General features: G+C 60.4%; 6 protein-coding genes. All 6 read right to left on the minus strand.

Annotation, left to right across the window (positions count from 1 at the left end):
• Positions 1-421 precede the first annotated feature (421 nt).
• Positions 422-931: a hypothetical protein gene (locus ACR0I8_RS07910; protein WP_170693032.1), complete on the minus strand. Its 510-nt coding sequence runs from the start codon at positions 929-931 to the stop codon at positions 422-424.
• A gap of 183 nt (positions 932-1,114) precedes the next feature.
• Positions 1,115-1,744, minus strand: a complete 630-nt coding sequence (locus ACR0I8_RS07915; protein WP_170693033.1) for a M35 family metallo-endopeptidase — start codon at positions 1,742-1,744, stop codon at positions 1,115-1,117.
• Positions 1,741-2,226: a hypothetical protein gene (locus ACR0I8_RS07920; RefSeq protein WP_170693036.1), complete on the minus strand. Its 486-nt coding sequence runs from the start codon at positions 2,224-2,226 to the stop codon at positions 1,741-1,743. Before ACR0I8_RS07920 ends, ACR0I8_RS07915 begins: the two co-directional genes overlap by 4 nt.
• A gap of 399 nt (positions 2,227-2,625) precedes the next feature.
• A complete protein-coding gene (locus tag ACR0I8_RS07925) occupies positions 2,626-8,574 on the minus strand; it encodes a hypothetical protein (protein WP_480702991.1) in 5,949 nt (1,982 codons plus the stop codon).
• Positions 8,574-18,266, minus strand: coding sequence for a hypothetical protein (locus ACR0I8_RS07930; RefSeq protein WP_170693039.1), 9,693 nt, complete (start codon positions 18,264-18,266; stop codon positions 8,574-8,576). The genes ACR0I8_RS07925 and ACR0I8_RS07930 overlap by 1 nt, the downstream gene beginning before the upstream one ends.
• Positions 18,267-18,414: 148 nt before the next feature.
• Entirely contained in the window at positions 18,415-18,975 is a 561-nt protein-coding gene (locus ACR0I8_RS07935; RefSeq protein ID WP_170693041.1) for a hypothetical protein, read from the minus strand.
• Positions 18,976-19,691 lie beyond the last annotated feature (716 nt).

Here is a 19,691-nt window from a genome sequence, read left to right on the forward strand (position 1 = left end):
AAACCGCGCAGACAGGCCGGACACATGACTGCTTCTGACAAATGCGCAAATCAGATCAAAAATGTCTTGCTAGGAAGGAGCCATCCACACACGCCATTCGCTGCGCAGTGCATCAGTGACCGCTGTGCGGACAAATCGTAAATTCGCTGCGTTTGCGCAAGTGACTGCTTTCGATTGCATTGCGGACCCTCGCTTTGGTCTGAACATGAATCGCACACCTGCAGCGGTTTCGATCTTGATCCGGTGGGTCAGACGGTCCACTCCTCCATCAAAGAAGCGGTGGGGCAATAACTCGCCACTTTTTCTTAGACCATTGTTGGCATCACCATCTCGGGATTGGTCCGCACCGGTCCCATCTCCGACGCCCTATCCGCCCTAGGGCCAACTTTTAGCGCTTCGATCTTGGGCGCGAGCCGCTCGACTATGAAAGCGCCGACGCCCGGTCCAGCACCCAAAATCCGTGCATGCATCCCAACGAGAAGGCAAGCAGTGAAAGAGCCGCGCAATTCACCGAAACGGCTGACCAGCGTCTCACTTTCCCTCTTATATGCTGCAACTCACGAGACTGGCCAGCAGCGGCTGGAAAATAGCTAACATGGCTGTTCAGAAGTAAAATCTTTCCTCTACTTCTTGAGAATGCACCCACCATGAAAGCGATACACCCCAAGACGAACCAAAGCGTGAAAGTCAAACTTTCAAAGCCTTTTCCAATGCCTTCCGTAGTAAGAATCGCCAGCAGTGCTCCACCGTTCAATAGTACGGCGGACCTTGCAAAGGATTCATACGACCTTTCCGACGCTTCATATCTCTGCGCATGTAGCTGCAAAGTAGTCTCTGGTTTCTCTATGAATTCATTGAATTTTCGATTCGCTTCTTCAAGATTCGCTTCATCGGACGTCGGTTCAATCCCTCGTTTCTTTATATCGTTCATTGTCATGCTCCTAATCGTCGTAGAGCGACAAGTTTAGCATCAATGTGCAGCTTCAATGCAGCGTCAGCCGGTTTGCACAATACAGGCTTATCTTGCCACTTCACGGCATTTGAGGGCCCCTCGCAAGCCGTCGATGACCGGAGGGGATTGATCCGCGCGGTACGCAGATGCGCCGCGCCTAGGTCAGATGCCGAACGCGAGGTCTTCGGCGAAGTACTGATAGTTGTCCGCCGTGCTTCGCGCGCGGTCGGCATCGACGCGGGCCAGTTGCTCGGCATTCTCGATCCCGTAATCGGCTTCATTGTCTCCGGTGACGTCGGAGTCGACGACATCGGAGACCGCCGACAAGTGGGACGCCTCGTGGATGATGACACCGGCCCGGCTATCAGCCCCGCTTGTTCCAAGATCGAAGAATGGCGCCATCAGGAACATCTCGTCGACGGCATCGCCTGGCACGAAGGCCCATGTGCCGGGATCGATATCGGGGTCCGGCAGGCTCGTGTTCGGGCACCAGATGCTGGAAAACGAAAGCGAGACCAGAATCCCGGCATATACGTCATGCACCACGGCGTCATACTCGCCATCTGCCCCACCGAACCACCGCTGGAAGCGCGCTCCGCCTTCTGAATTGACCGGGGGTAGGGCATCGAGCGCAGCACCCACGAGGTCACGTGCACGCGCGACAGCAGCCTGGGCCGCGGTTTCCTCTGCCGCCGTGCAGGCGACGCGATATTCGTCGTAGTCATCCGCAACCGCGCCGCCGGCCCAAAGGTAAAGCAACAACGCACATATGCCGCTCCGACCCACCCTCATGATCCGTCTCCCGGAAAGGCCAGCATGCAATCGCCGCAGCGAATGGCCAGGTCCGAATTGACCTCTTCCGCGGCAATCCAGTCGTCCCTCTGGTCATGTGGCCTGTCGCCGTCACAGGCAAAGGCGCGGCTGGTGTGCAGAAGCCAGAAATGGCTGATCTCGCCCGACGTCAGTCGGCCTTTCGAGATACGAAATGCGTCGGTGTCAAGTGGCACGGTCTGCCAGTCGCCGTTGGCCTTGACCTCCTTTATGGTAAAGATGTCGGGCGACTGCTTGATCCGAGCCACGCACATCGAGCCGCGGTCGAGCAGGGCGACAAGCTCGGCAGGGAATTCCTTGGCCAGACGTGCTTTCTTCTCAGCAAGCAGTTCTGTGATGCGCGGATCGTCCTTGCAGAAATCCGGCCCCGAACCGCATGCCGCCATCGCCTGAGTAGAGGCGGTGATGGCCGAGAATGTGATAAACAGAATTAGTCGTTTCATGGCAATATCCTTCAATTTGAACTGTCGCCAAGCATACAACAGGCGGGTCCATCCGCCTAATGCCAAGCGTCCTGTCGGGTTCGTTGCAATATTTGTAGAGGCGCAGACTGAGCCGGGAGTTTTGTCGGTCAAGCTGGCGTTTTCGCTTGGTCGAACAGCGCCCGGACGAAGGCCATCTCGCTTGCGACGCCGGGCTCGTTGCCTGCAATTGGCCTTTGCGAATCGCTCGAAGTGTCTCAGCGCCTTTGAGAGGGCTTCGATGGTGTGTCCGCCCCCCGACGGTATCCTGCGGCAGTCCAAACCGTCAGAGCGCGACGCCGAAACCAACTGGCTGGCGAACAACCTTTCCCGCGCCGGGGACCACGCGTCGGTACACCCGGGCGATAAGGTGCAAGCCACCTAGAGATCTCGCACGCGGCCCAGCGTCACCTTGGCGCTGTATGTCGGACCGGCAGGGCTGAAGATATCTACGTCACCGATATGGAGCTTGTCAGCCGGTAGGGGTTCGATGGGATAGCTCGACACCCGGCGCCATGTGACTTCCTCGAGGAAGAGCACAAGCATATCGTCACCGTCGAGCCCCTCAGGCAGCGTGTACTGCGTTTGCCAACGCGAGAGCCACGCGTGATCTGTTGGGCCCAACCCCTTGAACGGCTTAAGCTTTCGTTCTTCCACTTCGCGATTGTCCCCGATTAGGGCCGGATCGTGCCGCAAACAGGTCAGCAAGTCGGCCTCCGATAGGTCTTCGGCATCGATCGGTGCAGGCTCACCAAGCGGCGTCCGCGTCTTGACGCCGTTTGGCAGCGTCCGTTCGGCATAGAGCCGGACGAGCACCTTGGGCCTTTCGTTCTCGGCATCACGGGCAGCGATGAGCTGTTTGACGTCGTCGGTGTTGCCGACGCTTTCATCGAACGAAACCTCGCCATCCAGACTGTCGTCCAGCAACCGCTTCGCTCCACGTGACGCGATGCCCAGCAGGTCGACCGACAGTTCACGATCATCAAGGTGTACGCTCAGGTGGCGGTCCGGCAGAATCTGCGCCTGCTGGATCACTGGCTGCGACACCTGTAATGCGCGCGTTGTGTTGGGCTGGTACCGGACAAGGCCGAACCGCACGAACGCCTGCGGCATGCCGTGAGTATCAAGGTCTATCTCGACGTACCACTCCTCGTCTTCTGGATCGAAGCGCGGCTCGTAACAGACAAGACCGACCGTTAGCGTCTTGTCGGGTGTCAGCGCGCCCTGTTCTTCCGCATCACCCACCACCGGCATCAGGACGTTGTCGACATACCGCGCTTTCCGAGGATCGGTGTCGGGCCGCTCGAGATCACGATGGAAAGCGTAAGGCGCCAGAAACGGTCCGGGCAGATGCGGCGCGAGAGAGAAGTTCCGCGGCAAACTGTCGAGGACGCCCTCGAGTGCAAGACGGTGCGCCTGTTCTTCTTCAGCCAAGGCGGGATTTTGCCGGATGGTCGGGTCCGCCCCAAGACGAGTTACGAATGCACCGCCGGGGCCGAGATCGCTGTCCTCAAAGTCACTTAGGTCGAGCGTCACCTTCGACTGTTCACTCTGCATTCCCTTGAAAGGCACTTTGAACGCGTGAAACGGCTTCTTCAGGCTCGGATCGATCTCAGGCGGCCAGAGGACGACGCCGAGCTTCTCGCCTTCGCCAGTTGAGTACCACTCTCGGCCCAACCGGATGCGCGTGACGATACGTCGTGACAAGGACAGCCCGCCGGACCGTGTCCGCACGGGATCGTTCTGCACGAACTCCGGCTCAGGCGCCAACGCGTCACAGGCCGCCGGGCGGCGTGTCGCGGGTAGCGCGACCTTCAGACGGTCGCCATCCATACCACGATAAGACAGCCGCGCCGGCATCTCCTCCGCATCGCGGGCGCGGTTCAGACGGTCGATAAAGCGAACTGTCCGCATCAATCCGCTGGTGCGCGAGAACGCCCGGACTTCGAGGTCAAGGAACCGGGCTTTGCCATCCGGAAACACATGTCGCTTGGTGACACGCCATGTGCCCGTCGGATCAATGTCGCTCAAATAGAACTGGCGTAGGTCCAGTGTTGCGTATCCATCGTCTGACCTGACAACGGGACGCCCGATTTGTTCGACACGCAGCAAGGTAAACTCCGCGTCATCGAAACCCACCTGCCCGTTCTCGGCCAGCTTGAACCCGAAGAGATCTCGCGCGGATTGGTAGTAGTCTTCATTGTCCAGCAACTTAAAGCGCGGCCAGTACCCCGCCAAACGCGCCGCAACGCTTCTCCCGCGCGAGCGGTTGTCGAAATCGGAACTCGACGGCAACGCTCCGCGCGCCACGACCTCAAAGCCGTCCGCCGTATCGAGCGCGAGGCGCAGTACGCCGTCCAAAACAAACTCGCGGCTCTCGAAATCGATGGGATCGGAACCCGTGATGAACCCCGTTGGCTCTGGACCAGCGCCCTCAGGAACAACTTGCGCCGCTGTCAACCGATCGCGGGAGGGGCGCAAAACCCTGAGCGGATGGACGTGCCCCACATCGACACCGGAGCGCACTTTCGCCTCGAACGGCTCGAAATCAGCGGGGCGGTTGTCAACCAGAACCGGCGGTCGGACTGGCCGATTGGTGGCGTGGGTAATCTCCAACGTGCGAACGGCCGCGATCTCGGGCAAAGGACGCGTCTTCATCAATTGATGAATGATCTCAGCCAGACATGTCAGGATCGGCTTCGGCGGTGCTAAATGCCCGCCCGGGCCGACGAAAGAGCTTTGCGACGCGGCCGCCTTCAGGCTCTCTTCGGTCAATGCATCCGGGACTTTGGCCAGAGCGGCCTGCATCTTATCGTAGAGTGTTTCGCCCATCAGGGTGCGCAGTCCCGCGAGGATGCCCGTCACATCGACATGCGATGACGCCTCACCGTTCAAGCTGCAATAGATACCGAGCATCTGAAGAAGTGAGAAATTCCGCGCAAGTTTCTCGGCACTTGGTACTGACCAAACGTCAAGAAGATAGCTCTCTCCCGGTGCCAGCCGGGCCACAATGCGCCACACGCGCTCATTTACGGGATCGCCCGGGCTGCGCCCGCCCGTTTCGATGAAGATGCCATTTCGGGGCTTCGACAGAATGTCGTCAAGTTTGGGATTGGCGCGCGGGGTCAACCGGGTGTCGGCCTGCACATCAAGAACAGCCGGAACAAGCCGGGGATAAGGTCGAACGATCGACGACAGCGGGCGCCGGTCGTGCCGCACAGTCAGGTCGGTTTCGCCGGGATTAAGGTAACAATTCGTCCCTGTGCGGCGAAGGCCGAATGCCATCAGATCGGCCGAGGGATCGGGGTAGTAGCGCCCCTGTCCAAATGACCCACCGTTCCGCAAAACCGGGTCGCCATACTCAGTCGTCGTGCTCGGATCCGGCGCGCTCGGCGCTTGCCGGACAGCCCGTCCGGTCAGATAACGCTCGTCGTTGGGCCCTTTGCGGGTTGTCGACACTGTTACCGGAAAGCCGGTCTTTGCGGTGTTTTCGGCGCGGGGAAACATACCGCGCGGGCGGGTTGGCGCGATGTCATCGAAGACGCCGTGCCGCTCCGCTTCCTCGAAGGACGTCGCAGCGGGCATCAGAACGCGGCGCGCCGTTCTTGGACGCGCGCGGTTCTGGAAGGCCGCCAGCTCATCGCCATCACCGTTCTCAGTCAGTGAGCGCACGACGACGCGCGTCCCTCGTTCGGGCGCCATCGGCAGGTTGCGCCGCTCTGCCATCACCCTTTCCAAAAGAACAGTCGGCGGATCTATCCGGTGCTGGCGCAGGAACCGTGAATACGGTCTGCCGTTTGTCGGAACCGCGGGTAGGTGGAGTTGACCGTCCAACCGTGCATCCGACGTCCCGCCAGTGTCCAGCGGCACCGACAGACCGCCTTGATAGACGGTTCTCAACTTGAAGCGGTAGGGCAGCCCGTATCGCAGGCGGGGAGCGAGCAAATCGCGGGCATTCTGACCCGCCCGCGGCAGGGAAATCTCACGCCCGAAGTCGAACGTGTCGAGCGTCACATCCGACGCGGTCACATCGGGCGAGGACGTGTCCGCCCCCATGGGCGATCCGTCCCACTGAACGAAGGCCTCTTCGACCACAGCTTCGACATTCTGCTTGTCGAGCCCTGGGCCCACATTGGCGAGCGGACTGAGCCGGGCCGGCAGCGATTGCAGCGCGCTGTCGAGGCTGATCCGGTAGGCGCCACCAAACCCACCCGTCAGTCCCGGAAGAAGGTCGTCGATGACCGTTCGGGCCACGGGATCACCCGTCGTGCCATAATCGACGATCCGCGCCGTGAGTGATCTCCAGACCGTCTCCGACTGACCGACGACCGGCAAGCCCACATCCATGCGCGTGCCAATGGCGAGATCTTCGGCGTCGAGCACAATATGGGTTTCATGCTCGCATATCAGTTTGGCGTCGACGTCCGGAGTACATGCCCGGGGGCCGTCGCTTGCGGTGACGGTCTTGCTGATGCGCCGCGCCGCTTTCCGCGCCGCTTGGCGCAGCGCCCCCCGATCCAGCAGGGCTAGACCTGCCGTCTGGAACGTTGAGTTGTCCTCGAGGTCAGGCCAATGCCCGGCCTCAATCTGTGAGCTCAATTCGGCGCGCGCGGTCGCATGCTCGGGATGATCCGGGTCCATGAGACGTTCGTCTTCATGCCAGACATCCAGCGATTGCAGGTTCGCCAACCGGGTCTTGCGGCGCTGCAACTCCAACTCGGTCGCAGTCCGGATATCAAGGCTCGTCACTTCAAAACGACGCACCAATGGCCCGCTCTTGTTAGTCATGTTCGACGGCGTCCCGGCACCCATGACCCGGTGCCCGTCAAACTCCGTGAGAGAGTTGGCGTTACAGGGAATGTTGGGGCCAAGATTTACTTCGGCTTCCGTTGCGGGCCAGAACCAAAGATCGTCTTCGTCGATGCGGACTTTCGTGAGCGTCCACGGCAAGGGTCGGTTCGGCGCGGCGGGGCAACTGATGTACAGGAACCCCTCCGACTTCCCGCCGAGGCAGGTTTCGATGCTGGCGCGCATCTCGTCGAGATCAATCTCCACATCGACCGCCAGGCCGAAAAGGCGCGAGATTGCAGGCGTTGATTGCGCGGTAAAGAAGGTGCGGATGCCCTCCTGCCGAATGGCTTTTGCCTCGTCGGTCTCCTGCCTCTGAACACGCGCTTTTTGTCCGAACGTGCCACGCTCTTCACTGTACGTTGGCCATGACGCCAGATCGTGAGCGTCGGCTGCAGCGTCGAAGGCCGCGTCACCTGCCCCGTTGATCGGGGCTACGACACCCTCCGACAGATCGGCCACCTGATCGGTCGCACTACATTCGACCTGGTCGGCCTCTTCCAGCGCGCTATCGAAGTACGACTTGCCCTTTTCTCGAAGCCCCGTGGCCGCCTTCCGAAGCCGTGCGTGCTCTTTAATCTTGGCCTCGCGCAGTTTGCCCTGTACGTCTGGCTCTTGCTCGGCGATCTGCGCTTGAAGCGTTTCCTCATCGAAGCCGGGACTTTCGATATTGTAGGTGTCGGGTTGCGGTACAAAAGCGCCCCGGTCATCATCGGCGTCCTTCTGAACCGCCAACACCTTGTCGACCATGCGGTTGAGTTCTGCCTTCTTGCGCGCGTCTAGATCACCGCAGGCGCAGGAAATAGAGCAGAGCAGTTCTTCGACACGTTGAAACTCAAGGCAGACGGACAAGTCCGCCTGCGGGACGGTGAACATCGAACGCAAGCGGCGGCGGCTTTCCTCAACCACTGGCTTGTCGACCTGGCCATGATCACCGAAAAGCGCTGCATCATGAGGTATCTTGTCCGCCTCTAGTAGATCGGCTTCCATCGCCCCCTGATCGAGAGAGGCGGCAATCGCAGCCGCAAGCGCGGCCCAGTTTTCCCGCGTCGGGTTCTCAAAGATGCCCTTTCGCCAAAGCTCTCCCACGCGCGCGATATCGCGGTCGCGCCTGAGCGTCCGCCCGGCCAGCCGCGCCTTTCCCCGCACAAGAACGGCATCGCCGCAATTTGCGGGCCGGGGCTTCATAAACGTCCCACCATTGCCCTCGACATATGTCACAGGAAGAACAGCCAACGGCAGCGACCATGTCTCAGCAGGGAAGTTCGGCGCACCTACGCCGGTTTTCAGTACCGTGAAGATGTCACTCGTCCAATCGTTGAGCGTGAGGCCTGTGGCTGTTTCCGATCGGTCCGGCGAGAAAAGGAGCGTCGCGCGCAATGTCCCGCCATCTGAACCTGCGGGCACCACGCGTGCGTAGGGCTCGACATGGATGTCTTCTGATTCGGTAGATATCGCGGAATTGGGTGATGTTCTGGCCATCAGAAGACCTCCTCGACCCGGAGGCGATTGTCGAAGTAGCGCCTGTATTCACGCCAACTCTGGGATTTCGGGACCACATCCACCTCAACCTGCGGGACGCGGTCAGTGATGATCAGATCGCTTGCATCGCGTGAAACGAAACTTGCCCCCGCGATAAGGTGCCCGGCAAGTCGCGTTCCCGGCGGAGGCAGCGATGCTTGGCTGCTGGACTCGAAGCCCTTGCCCTCTTGCCGCCAGACCTCCACGGAGAACTCGAAGTCCTTAATTCCCATCGAAAATGAGAAGGTGAAGACCGCCTCGCCCGACATGTCCCCATTGACCATGCCGAGCCGAACATAAAGCGAGGAGCCGAACGAAAAAATCCAGATATTTGCCGAGCCACCGGCGAAAAACGTGCCCGAGATCTCGGTCACCTTTCCTCGGCCCGGCACCTGTGTTTGGCGAACATAGACACCGGCCATCAAACGGCCCTGCCCAGTCAGCGGACCGAATGCGAAGGCCCCCGCGCCGCCGAATTCAAAGGACGCCTCGAAGCCCACGATTCCTTTGGTGTTGGCTTCGATAGCGAAAAAGCCGGAACCGCCATAAGGTGCGATCGAAACCGTGAAGGGCGCGCTCCGTCGCGAGAGCGATCCGCGGAACCGAGCCTCGTCATTGTCGAATGGCAAGCGCGCTGCGGCCGAAATAGCCACGTTGAAAAACGACGCCGTCCCGATGCTGATTGTCCCGAGAGGTAGATCGTATCCCGCCTCGATGCCGATGGGCGAAAACAGCGGCTCGAGATAGAAGCCGGATCCGTCCTTGGGCGTGAAGTAGGATTGTAGTTGCTGAACGAACTCCAGTTCCTTGCCGATCACGTAATCCGAGTAATCCACGTCGAAACGCGGGTCCGCCCCGTTCTCTGTGACGAACCTCGCGCCGTTGAACTTGAGCTTGATCGCGTCGAAGCTGCCGACAAGGTTGATGTCGAACTTGCCCAGCACGCCCTCCGAACGGAAACTAACCTCCGGCCGGCCGCTCCCGATGTCGATGGCTATGACGCTGTTGACGGTAAAGCTCGACCCTTTAAGTGGCTCGAATATACCGGCGGTTGCAGCCTTCATCCCCGGGTTCAGCTTGGCGCCGAACGCATATTTCATCTCGACCTTGGTCGGCACGAGCGCGCGCAACTCCTCCTCGATCTGATCGCGGATCTGGTCGAAGGGGAATTGTTGGATGATGTTGCCGCGAATGAGGTCGGCAAACACTTCTTGCACACCGCGCAGGATCAGAAGCGGTGTACTGTTGCCTTGCGTCCATTCGGTGACGAACGCCTTGAGGAACGCTCGATGCGTTGCATTTGACACAGGCGTCGCACCATCGCCTGCATCGGTGAACGCCGCCTGCAACAAGCGCACATCCTCGGCCAGCCGGTCGTCAAATGTGACGTCGTCGGCAGGTGTCCCGTCACGCTTGTCAACCAGTAGCACCGGCTTCAACAGTGCCGCCGCCGCTTCGTTGTCCTGGAGCACCTTGTTGCGCAAGTCTTGCAGACAGAGGTAAAGTGCCCAGACGAGGCCAAACTTGGCATCCTTGTAGTCCTGACCGAGGCTCGGCTTATCGATAAGCAGCACGTCGCGAAGACCATCAGCCGGGTTTCCGATGACAAAGGTCACCAGCCTGTCCAACTGTTGCTCGATCTCGGCCGTTAGCACGCCGAATGCGCGATCGACGGCTTCCGAATAGGACAGGATGAACTCGGTAATCTGTTCTTCGACCCGATAGAAGATCGAGCGCAGTTCGTCCTCGTCAACGGGCACCCTTTGAACGAAGTTCACCTGCACCCAAAAGGTGGGTACGTCGAGACTCGGCGCAGTCTTGCGTTCGGCCTGTGCCAGCAACAGGTCCATAGCCCTGTCCGGATTCGCCCGCGCCGCCGTTACGTCCCGCTGAAGTGCTGCTTCCAACGCCGTGAAGAACGTCTGAAGTCCGCTGGCAGTCAGGATGATTTCAGCGAACGCGTTCGTTTCGATCTGCACAAACCGGCGAAGGTCCTGGCTGATCGCGTCATACCTGTCCTGAATCTCGCGCGCATGCAGGTTCAACTGCACGACGAGCGCGCGCATTTTCATCGCCAGTTGCAACATCGCCTCAAGCGCGCGAGTCGCATAGTCGGCGATGACCGCATCCACCTGCTCCCGGATGGTTGTGAAGCGCTTCTCGGCTTCGGCCAGAAACGCGTTCAGTTCCGCCACCTGACCACCGGGCGGAACCCGCGCGATGACCGCTTCGATGACTTCCTTGACCAGTCCCGCGATGCCACCCGCGGCTGCGACGGTCTGAACGTTCGGATCCGCTGCCAGTCCTTCCAGCGCCTGCGAAACCTCTGCAAGGTTCCGCATCGTGCGGTCCAGCATCTGACGCCGTCCCCTGAGGAATGCAGCCGTCTGTTTGCTGAGGCGCTGAACGACCGCCGTCGGATCGGTACAAAGGTCGGCGAGGTCGGCAAGTGCGGTCTGAAACGCCTCGCCGAGCCCCTTCAATCGGACCGCATCATCAACCAGATCACAGTGCAAATCAGTCAGCGCGCCGAGCAAGTCATCCGCTGTTTCGTCGATCTTGTCAGCGGCGCGGAGCGCAGTTGCGTTCGCGGCGCGAATGAGTGGCTCAATCTCTGACTTCTGAGCATCGGGGATATCGTCAAATTCGTCGCTCTCAAGGATACCATCGAACGATTCTTGGATCGGGCCTGGAGCAACGGCCGCCTTCACCTCCGCAATCTTGTCGTTCCACCCTTTGAGAGCGGAGAACAGCTCCGGAGAAACAACAGTGAAATTGGGATCATCGAACCCTTCGCAAGGCTCGACCGGAATGGTCCCGATGCTGATCTGATAGAATGCAAGGCGCGACGGATCGAAGGCCTTCGCGACGCTTTCAAGTGCGTCGGCCACGGGCTTCGGTCGACAGATTGACGCGACATCGAAGTTCAGGTCGCCGGTTAGAACCTCCACCGCCTCAAGCGCGTGTTGAAGCGCGAGTTCCACGTTGATCGGCGTCGTCTCCAATGTGTTGGCGACTTTCTGAACGGCGTCGGCAAACCGAAGCAGCGGGTCAAGCTCGCGAACCAGGTGGTCCACGAGGATGTCGAAATACCTGTTGGCTTCCGCCTCGATCAGCGACTGAAGACCGGCAATGGTGCGGGCGTATTCGGCAGCCGTGTCGGTTGCGAACTCCTCAAGCTTCGTTTGCGCGGCCTCCAGACGCTCGTCCAGATGCTCCCGAACCTGATTAACCAAATCCTCCCCTGCCGTTGAGGTGAGTATCTGCTCGAGGTCCAACTTTTGATCGTTTTGTAAGCGCGTGTCTTGCAGGCGCGTCAGGACGATACCCACGAACTCTTCGATAACGCCCCGCACGAAACCGCGCGTCGGGAATGCCAATTCAAACGCTTCCTGAAGGGCCACGTCGGGCGGCCTCGGCAACAGGATCGGAAAGGCGGTGAACGGCGCGTTCGCTTCTTCTCGTCGGAGCGCGACCGCTCCACGCCCGCTCGCTCGCGTTTCAGGCGGTGGAATAAGGAAGAGTGCGATGCGTTGGGCCACCTCGTCTTTCAAGGGATCAAGAACATCTTCAGCAAGCTTCGGCAGCGCATCCGCAAAGTCTACCGTCAGCGCTTGAATGACGTTGACCCGGCTGACAAAGGCGTTCTCGAACCGCTCGACCGGGTTGGTGGCCGTCGCCTGTACAGCATTCAGGAAGCGCTGGCCCGCTTCGTAGACTTCGGACAACGACAGCGCGAACTCGATCCCGTCTTCGATCTCAAGCGATGACTGGACAGCCGCTTGCAACGACCGAAGCCCCGCAAACAGTTCTGGGAAAAGTTCCTGTAGGGTCACGGGTTGAATGACGGCACTGCTTACGTTCTGCAACCGGTGCAAATCCTCATCGATGTCGGTCCAGCTTTCCCGGATGACCGTCAATGCACGGTCCACCGGCCTGAGAACGCTGTCCTTCAGAAAGTTCGTTGCATCGTCGGCCGCTTCGCCCAGTTGCCCAGCCCCATACTGGACCTGTTCGACCAGTTCGGGCGGCCCGTCCTTGCCGTCGCCGCTGAGTTCCATCAAGAGTTTCAGCAGGTCCTTGATCGAGACGAGACCAAGGATCTTCGCATCGCTGTCGAAGATCTCCTGGAAGAATTCGCGAAGCTTCTTCAAGTCTTCCGTCACACCTGCGATCGGGTCTGCCGAACGCGTGGCGGGCACATCTTCGGGACGGGCAATCGGCTTCTTTTGCGGCTTCGCTGTCGGAGGCAGCGCGTCAAAGGCGGCCGCGAGGCTCGGTTGAGCGACATCGGCAATGTAGGCGTTCCCACCGGGTGGCGGGGGTACCGCATGCCGACGCAAGTCAAACGCCGCCACCGTCTTGTCACCGAGAGTGACCGCGCCCTTCGACCTCGAGAGTGCGACGACCTCCCCTTTTGGTCGAAAAACACCGCCGGAATTGTCCCCTTGTGCGCCCATATCCTGAAGCTTCGGGTCGGCGTTGATCAGGAAGATTTGCGAACCGTTGCCGATCGCACGGGATGCGTTTTCGATATCGGCGGCGATCTTTTCCTCCGAAACCTCCGCATCCGGGATGGCAAGCGGCAGACCGTTGGCGATGTAGTGACCGTCAAAGCGCACCCGGACCGAACCGAGCGCCTTGCCTGTCAGCCGCTCGACCTGCCGCAACTGGACGCGCGCAGTGTCGAGCACCGGATAGAACGGCGGCTGATCGACACCCTGAAGCAGCGGTGTAAATGCGTAAGAGGTGTTGTCGAACCCGAAGATGCGAACCTTGCTGCCAGCGGCACCGCCCTTAAACGCTAGATCGGTAGGGGCAAGCCGGTTCTCCCGACCCTCGACCGCCAGCGTCCACGCGTCGGTTTCGATGCTTGCCGACCCCGATGTGATCTCATCGGCGTAACGGATTTTGCTTCCATCGAACCGGATACTCCGCTTGTGACGGATCGGGGCGATGTCCTCGCCCTCGATATCGGGCGAAGGGATTCCGCCTGCAATCTTGGCATTGTAGTAGGACTGCAGAAGCGCCAGCGCCTCCCGGCTGTTGGCCGCAGTGTTGTCAACGAAGATGAGCGGCATGTCGGTGAAGTGCCCAGCGATATCCAACTCGAACCGCACTTCGGCCCCATCGATCAGGGCGGTGCGCGGGAAGAAAGCGAGCCCGGCGAAAGAGCCTAACGTAATCCGCCCGCTCGGCAGCAGCGTCGCCTCGGTGGCGGAGCCCGATTGACCGCCCTGCCCATAATACGGGTCGACGATATCGGGGGTTTGCACGGTCAGCACGCTGATCCGATCGGCTGGCATGCTGCGCCCGCCGTTGGGTTGGCCCACCGCCGGGAACACCTTGAGCGGTTTGCTGCACCTTATGAACATCCGCTGGCGCAGATAAGCCCGCTGGACCCCGTCCGCAGGGTCCACGAAATAAGTCCGTTCTGTTACCTTGATCAGCGACGCACGATGCCCAAGCGGATAAAGGAACCCCTTGTAGACGATCTCTGTAAAGACATCGCGTCCAAGCACTGTCCATTGCTGCCACTTCTCGACAGAAAGCGTGTCGAATAGCTCCGTTCCGTCCAGTTGAAGAGCGGCGACAGGCGGCTCGAACGACGTGTCGAGGCGCAACGAACCGCCAAGCGTCGACAAGGACAGTTCCGACACCTCAAGCGGCGCGGGCCGATAGATCGCGTCGCCGGGCAGCAGGTCCGAAATTGCGAACCCTTCCGACACATCGATCTGCCCGGAATTCGCGATAACCTTCCGATCCTGGGCGAGGCGTCCCGTCACCGGCAGGCCATAGGCGGAACTGAGTACTACCAGTTGATGCCGGTCGTTGGCAGAAAGCGGCGCACGGAAATGGCGGAGATGTTCGAACAGCGCATTCGCCACGGTCCGGTCGAACGTGTCGCCCACGGCACTCCAGCGGCGTAGATAGGGACTGCGCCGACACAACAGCTCAATCAGGCGGGGCATCACGTAGGGCTTGGCGTCGGCTTGCTCGATCACCGCCTTGCAGAAAGCACGCTCGTCCGGGTCCATCGCGAGCAGCGTGTCGAGGCGGGAGAAATTTACCTCGTCCTCATCTGCGCTCCACTCATCCGCGTCATTCGGGTTGCGCGCGATCACGTCCTTTGTGACCTGCAGTGCCTCGGGCGTGATCCCGAGCCCTTCCGTCGAACCGATCATCCAGGGAGCGATATTACCAGCCGGCGGTGGGCTGCCACCGGGCAAGCGATACTTGTCTTCGGACAGTAGTTTGCCTTGCCGCAGCCGCGCGCCGCCCCAGACAAAATCCGGTCTGAAATCCTGGCTGTGGATCGCCCTCAGACCGGGATTGAGCCCATCGGTGTGCAGTCGTGCGGTCCAGAGCCGCCCGTTTTCGGATCGGACGAAATCCGTCTCGGACGCTTCGGTGACCTTGACGTTCGTCTCTTCAAAAATCGCACGGATCACGCCGCGGCGGTTCAGGAAAACCGCCGTGTCCGACGGTGAAAGCTGCAGCCGCGCGGGGATCTCGATCGCTGTCTCGTAGGCGCCCGGCGGGTCCTTCATCGACCGCTCTATGTCGCCAAGCCGGGTGGCGGCATCCACCGAACCACCCTCCCCGGCCTCCGTGTAGCCCAGCGACCGAAGCCGTGCCGCCTCGGAGAGATCGATGGTCCGGCCGCTCCGCGCGTCGAGCCGTCCGCCCGGACCCGGCGAATAGACGTTTGCCGCGCGCTTGACGACCGAGAGTTCCATCGCCGACCAGTCTGTCAGCGCGCGCATCGTGAAGGGCATGCGCGAGCGCCCTAGCCCGAGCGTCTCCTCCGGCACCTGATCAAGCGCGTCGACCAAACGATCGGCTTCGGCGTTGACACGCGCGCGCGCCGCCGCAACCCGGTCCCGGCACGACACCCGGAACGCCAGTCTTGAGGGCGACGCGTTGCGCGCATGTGCGAGGCCAGTCGGGCGCCGGCTGAGCGTCAGGAATTCGCCGAATGCCGCGATCACGCCGTCGACGTGATCGGGCGTCCACAGCGGATGCGGCGCAGCCGCCCAACGGCGCATGTTGTAGGTGGCCCCGTCCCCGTTCTTGACGGGCACGGCATCAACCCCGAACTCGATATTCAATGGGTCCGGTGTGAAGCTCTCAAACCCCGAACTCGCGCTTTGCAAGGCATCGAGCGTCTGATCTCGATAGAAGGAGCGGAACAATTGATAGGACGGCACGGCGGCTTCCAATCGGCCCTCAAGCGCGAGGGCGGCCGAAAAATTCGTCTCGAACCCGCGAATGTCGTCCTCACCCGCTGCGGCGAGGCGACTCGCCTGCTCTCTGACCGCCGCGAACATCGCCGTGACAAGCTCGTCGATCACCGCCGCCTGCAAGTCGCGCTGGATCTGGCGCAGCACGATAGAGGTATCGGGATCGAGCGCGATCGGCCCGATATAGACCTTCTGATCGGCGGGCAACGTGCGCGTGTCGATCCCGAGGAACAAAAGCCTACGCGACATCCCGGGCGCGGTCGCCTTTGACAACTTCGAGTCGATTGCCAAAAACGCCTCGGTATCGTCGGCGGTATCCTTGATCTTGACCTTCGCAACCTCCTCTCGGAAGAGCTTGCGGTCGTTCACGCGCACAAGACGCGACAACGCGACCGAGATCGCCGATTTGTCGAAGGGGTCGACGAGCCATCTTTCGTTGGTGAAATCGCTCTTGGTGTCGGAAGGCATTTGAACCTGGGTCAGCGCGCCATCTCTGCGGTCAAGGAAGGTGCGCTCACTGAGTTGTCCGTCGGGCGTCAGATCGGGCAGCGGCGGCGGCGCGGGCACGAAACATGCCTCTTCCAGCACGTGTTGCGGCGGGAACTCGGCAACCAGGAGCGGCCGCGTGTCGCGAGGACCTTGTTGCGGATCGACCACACCGCCGGTCAAGTCCGGCGCGGTTTCCGTTCCGCAAACCGCCTGTTCCATCACGATTTCATGGTCGCTATCCGTGATGGCGAGCCCAAGGCCCTGAAAGCGGAAATTCATACACGCCATGTCATCGGCGCGCGCCGCGTATAGCTTCGCGCGCGACAGTCCGAAATACCCGCGCAACGAGTTCAGTCCGACCGGCCCAAGCGCAAGGAACGAGCCCTGATATTGCCCGGTCTCCGTCGCGACGGGATTATCCTCGCGGTTGTCCGGCGCTTCGTAGAGAACGCGGAACTCGGTCGGATCAAAGATCAGACGGCTGTAATGGGCATCTGGCAACGCGAAAGCCGCCTCGACCAGTTCAAGGTTCGCTTCCAGCCACTGAAGGATCGGCGCATTCGATGCCCCGATCGTCTGCGAGCGAAGCGCGGCGCGGAATTGCCCGCCGGACAGGTTTCGGAAGAGCGGCTGAACGACGCCTTCCTCCTCCGCCTCGGCCCTGAGACCCAGTGCCACAATGGTGCCGAGTGCAGAGTTGAAACGCACTACATCACGAGCCGTGAAATCGGCACTGAACTCGACCGCATTGTCGAACCGCACCGGATCGCCCGAAATGCCGGAGATCGGCAGCGCAGCGCGCCGCGCAAGTATCCCCCGAAGTCCTTTGAAAGGCCCTGTTTCGACTCCATCGATCTCGACGCGCGCGGTCCAGACAGCCTCGATTCGCATTTCGGACACGCGGGGATAAACGGCTGTGCCCCGTCCCTCGTCCCGGTCAGCCGTCCGCATCACGGCGCGAAGGGGTGACGCGTCCGGGTTCTCCGCCGTTAAACGCAGACTTCGGCCACTGCCATAGGTGATATCGACATCCCCGAAGACGTCGCCGAAGGCAACCACGGCGGACGCGCTGGCATCGCCAAGAGCCACGCACATCGGGTCGTCGTCCGTTTCGCCATCGCTGGTGCCAAGGCACCAACCGACCCGCACCCGTCCGAGCGTCAGGTTGCCGTTCATCGCGCGCACGAACGGCAGGTTCGGCGCGCCACCATAGGTCCAGTCGCCGTTGGGATGCAGACGGAGGAGCGTGTCATCGCCAATCGGCGCGATCAAAGTGTTCGACACGCGGCGGAAAAACCCGGTGGCCCGACTGCGTCTGATGGTCTGCAGGAACGGCGCGTCCTCTCGGACAAAGGCGCGAAAATCCAGGAACCGCCCCGTCGTCGTGGCACCCAGATCAAAGAAAGCGCCGGTCTGGCTGCCGGACCAAACGTTGGTCTCTCCAAGAATGGCCCAGGTCCGTCGACCACCGCGAACGAACCGCTTGAAGCTGATGGTCAGCGTACGGTTGGCCTCGCGACCGTAGCGGATGCCGAGGACCTCCAGCCGGTATTCGGGGCTGGTCTCGATCCCCTCTACACGCACCTCGAACCGGGCCTCCGGGCCGAACTTGCGGGCATCCACCGTCCAGACGACGTCGTCAGCAAACAACCCTTGGCGAAAACGTTGCCATGCTTCGAAACGTTCGCGATCCGTCTTGGCGGTCTGCAAACTCGCCCGAAGCGTCGCCAGATCGCCCATGATGATGCTGACGGTCAGATAGCGCCGATCTTCAGAGAAATCGAAGCTCAGATCAAAATCTTCAGGAATTCCTTGCGCGCCAAGACCGGTAGCCGCCAATCCCCCCGCGGTCGTTCCCAGAAAGGCGCGCCGCGTCAGCGGCAGAGCGCGCGCGACGAACTGCGGGTCTTCATCCTTCATGGAATATGACGCAAGGAAACATTGCCGTCTCCGGACAACCAGTCAAATAAACAGACACTACAAATCCCCCCCGATTTAAAAACGTCAGGCCATACGGCCGATTACTTCTCCCTCAAATACGGATCCCTCAAATACGGATCGGCGCGCATCATGCGCCGTTAGCCTTGGCAAGCTCCGGTATGTAGTCCACTGGCCGCTTCGCGCCCCGATCCGGGACCTTCAAACCGATCTGACCAGCGATGGATTGCACGAACGTGATGCAGTCGTTCTCAAGCAAACGGTACACCGAAAACCGTTCGGCGAGTTGGTCGATATCCCCTTCGAACACCTCTTCGAAGTCAACCTCGCGGGCGGCATCGAGCGCAGTTTGCCAGGCCTCGGAATTGACCAGAACCGGCAGGCAATTCTGGCTGCGATCAGTGAGGATTTCCTCAGAAAATGCGCCGACGGCTGCGTTCGTCGTGAACTTCTTGCCCGCAGCCGGGGCCCAGCCAGTCGCCAGCATGAAATCGGCAGACTTCCCCGGCTCGGCGCGTGTGTAGACGACGAACGCGTGGGTTGGTAGGATATTTCCGTCGGAAAGGCGGGAGCAAAACGCGATGCGGTAGTCGAGAGGTTCCGTTCGTACCCGCTTGTCCACCGCCGCATAGTCAGCAAATGCGGCAGACACTGATCCGATCGAGAAAACAAGGGCTAGAACAAATTTCATCAAATATGACCTAAGAATTTTCAACCTAACGTTAAGCTAGCGGTGTCGATTCGCGCAAGGCCTCTGCGGCTATTACAACTTACCTGGGGACGCGACGAAAGACGGGCATGCTTGCCTTCGGACGACCGGACCGCCGCGATGGACATAACAAGTAGTTGCCGGTCCAAGCCCTCGCCGACACGCATTGTCGCCGTCTAAGCCTCCGTCTACAACCACTTCAACGTCGAGCGCTGCCTTTCTTCGAGATAAATTTGGAAGCTGAACCGAACCACCGCTTTGGTTGAGTCGTGGCAACTTGGTTCTGCGTAAGGGCGTTGATAATGTGATCGCCCCCCGGTGGCATCGGTGTACCAAGCGACACAATCCAAAAGACATGATACATCATAGTGATAAGGGGTCTGAAAGTACGTCCTAGGCGTTCGGGCATCGTTGCCGTGCTTTCGAACATCGGCGCGGGCTTGAGACGCGGTCTCCCAGACGTGTAAATATGCCAAACCAAAAACCGCCCGACAGAGCGCGCCAAAAGGCAACTTAATGTTGCACACACAGTACACACGACACCATTTAACTATTTGACACTAAGCATAAAACCGTCCAATCCATCACGTGATAGCCTTAGTGCCAAAATGAACGGCAGCTTTCACGCGGCCTCGAACACTCATGCGCTCTGCAGCATCTGTCATAGTGGACTCAATATGGTCGTTCGCTGCGCCAGG

Source organism: Ruegeria sp. BG9, from assembly GCF_056538305.1.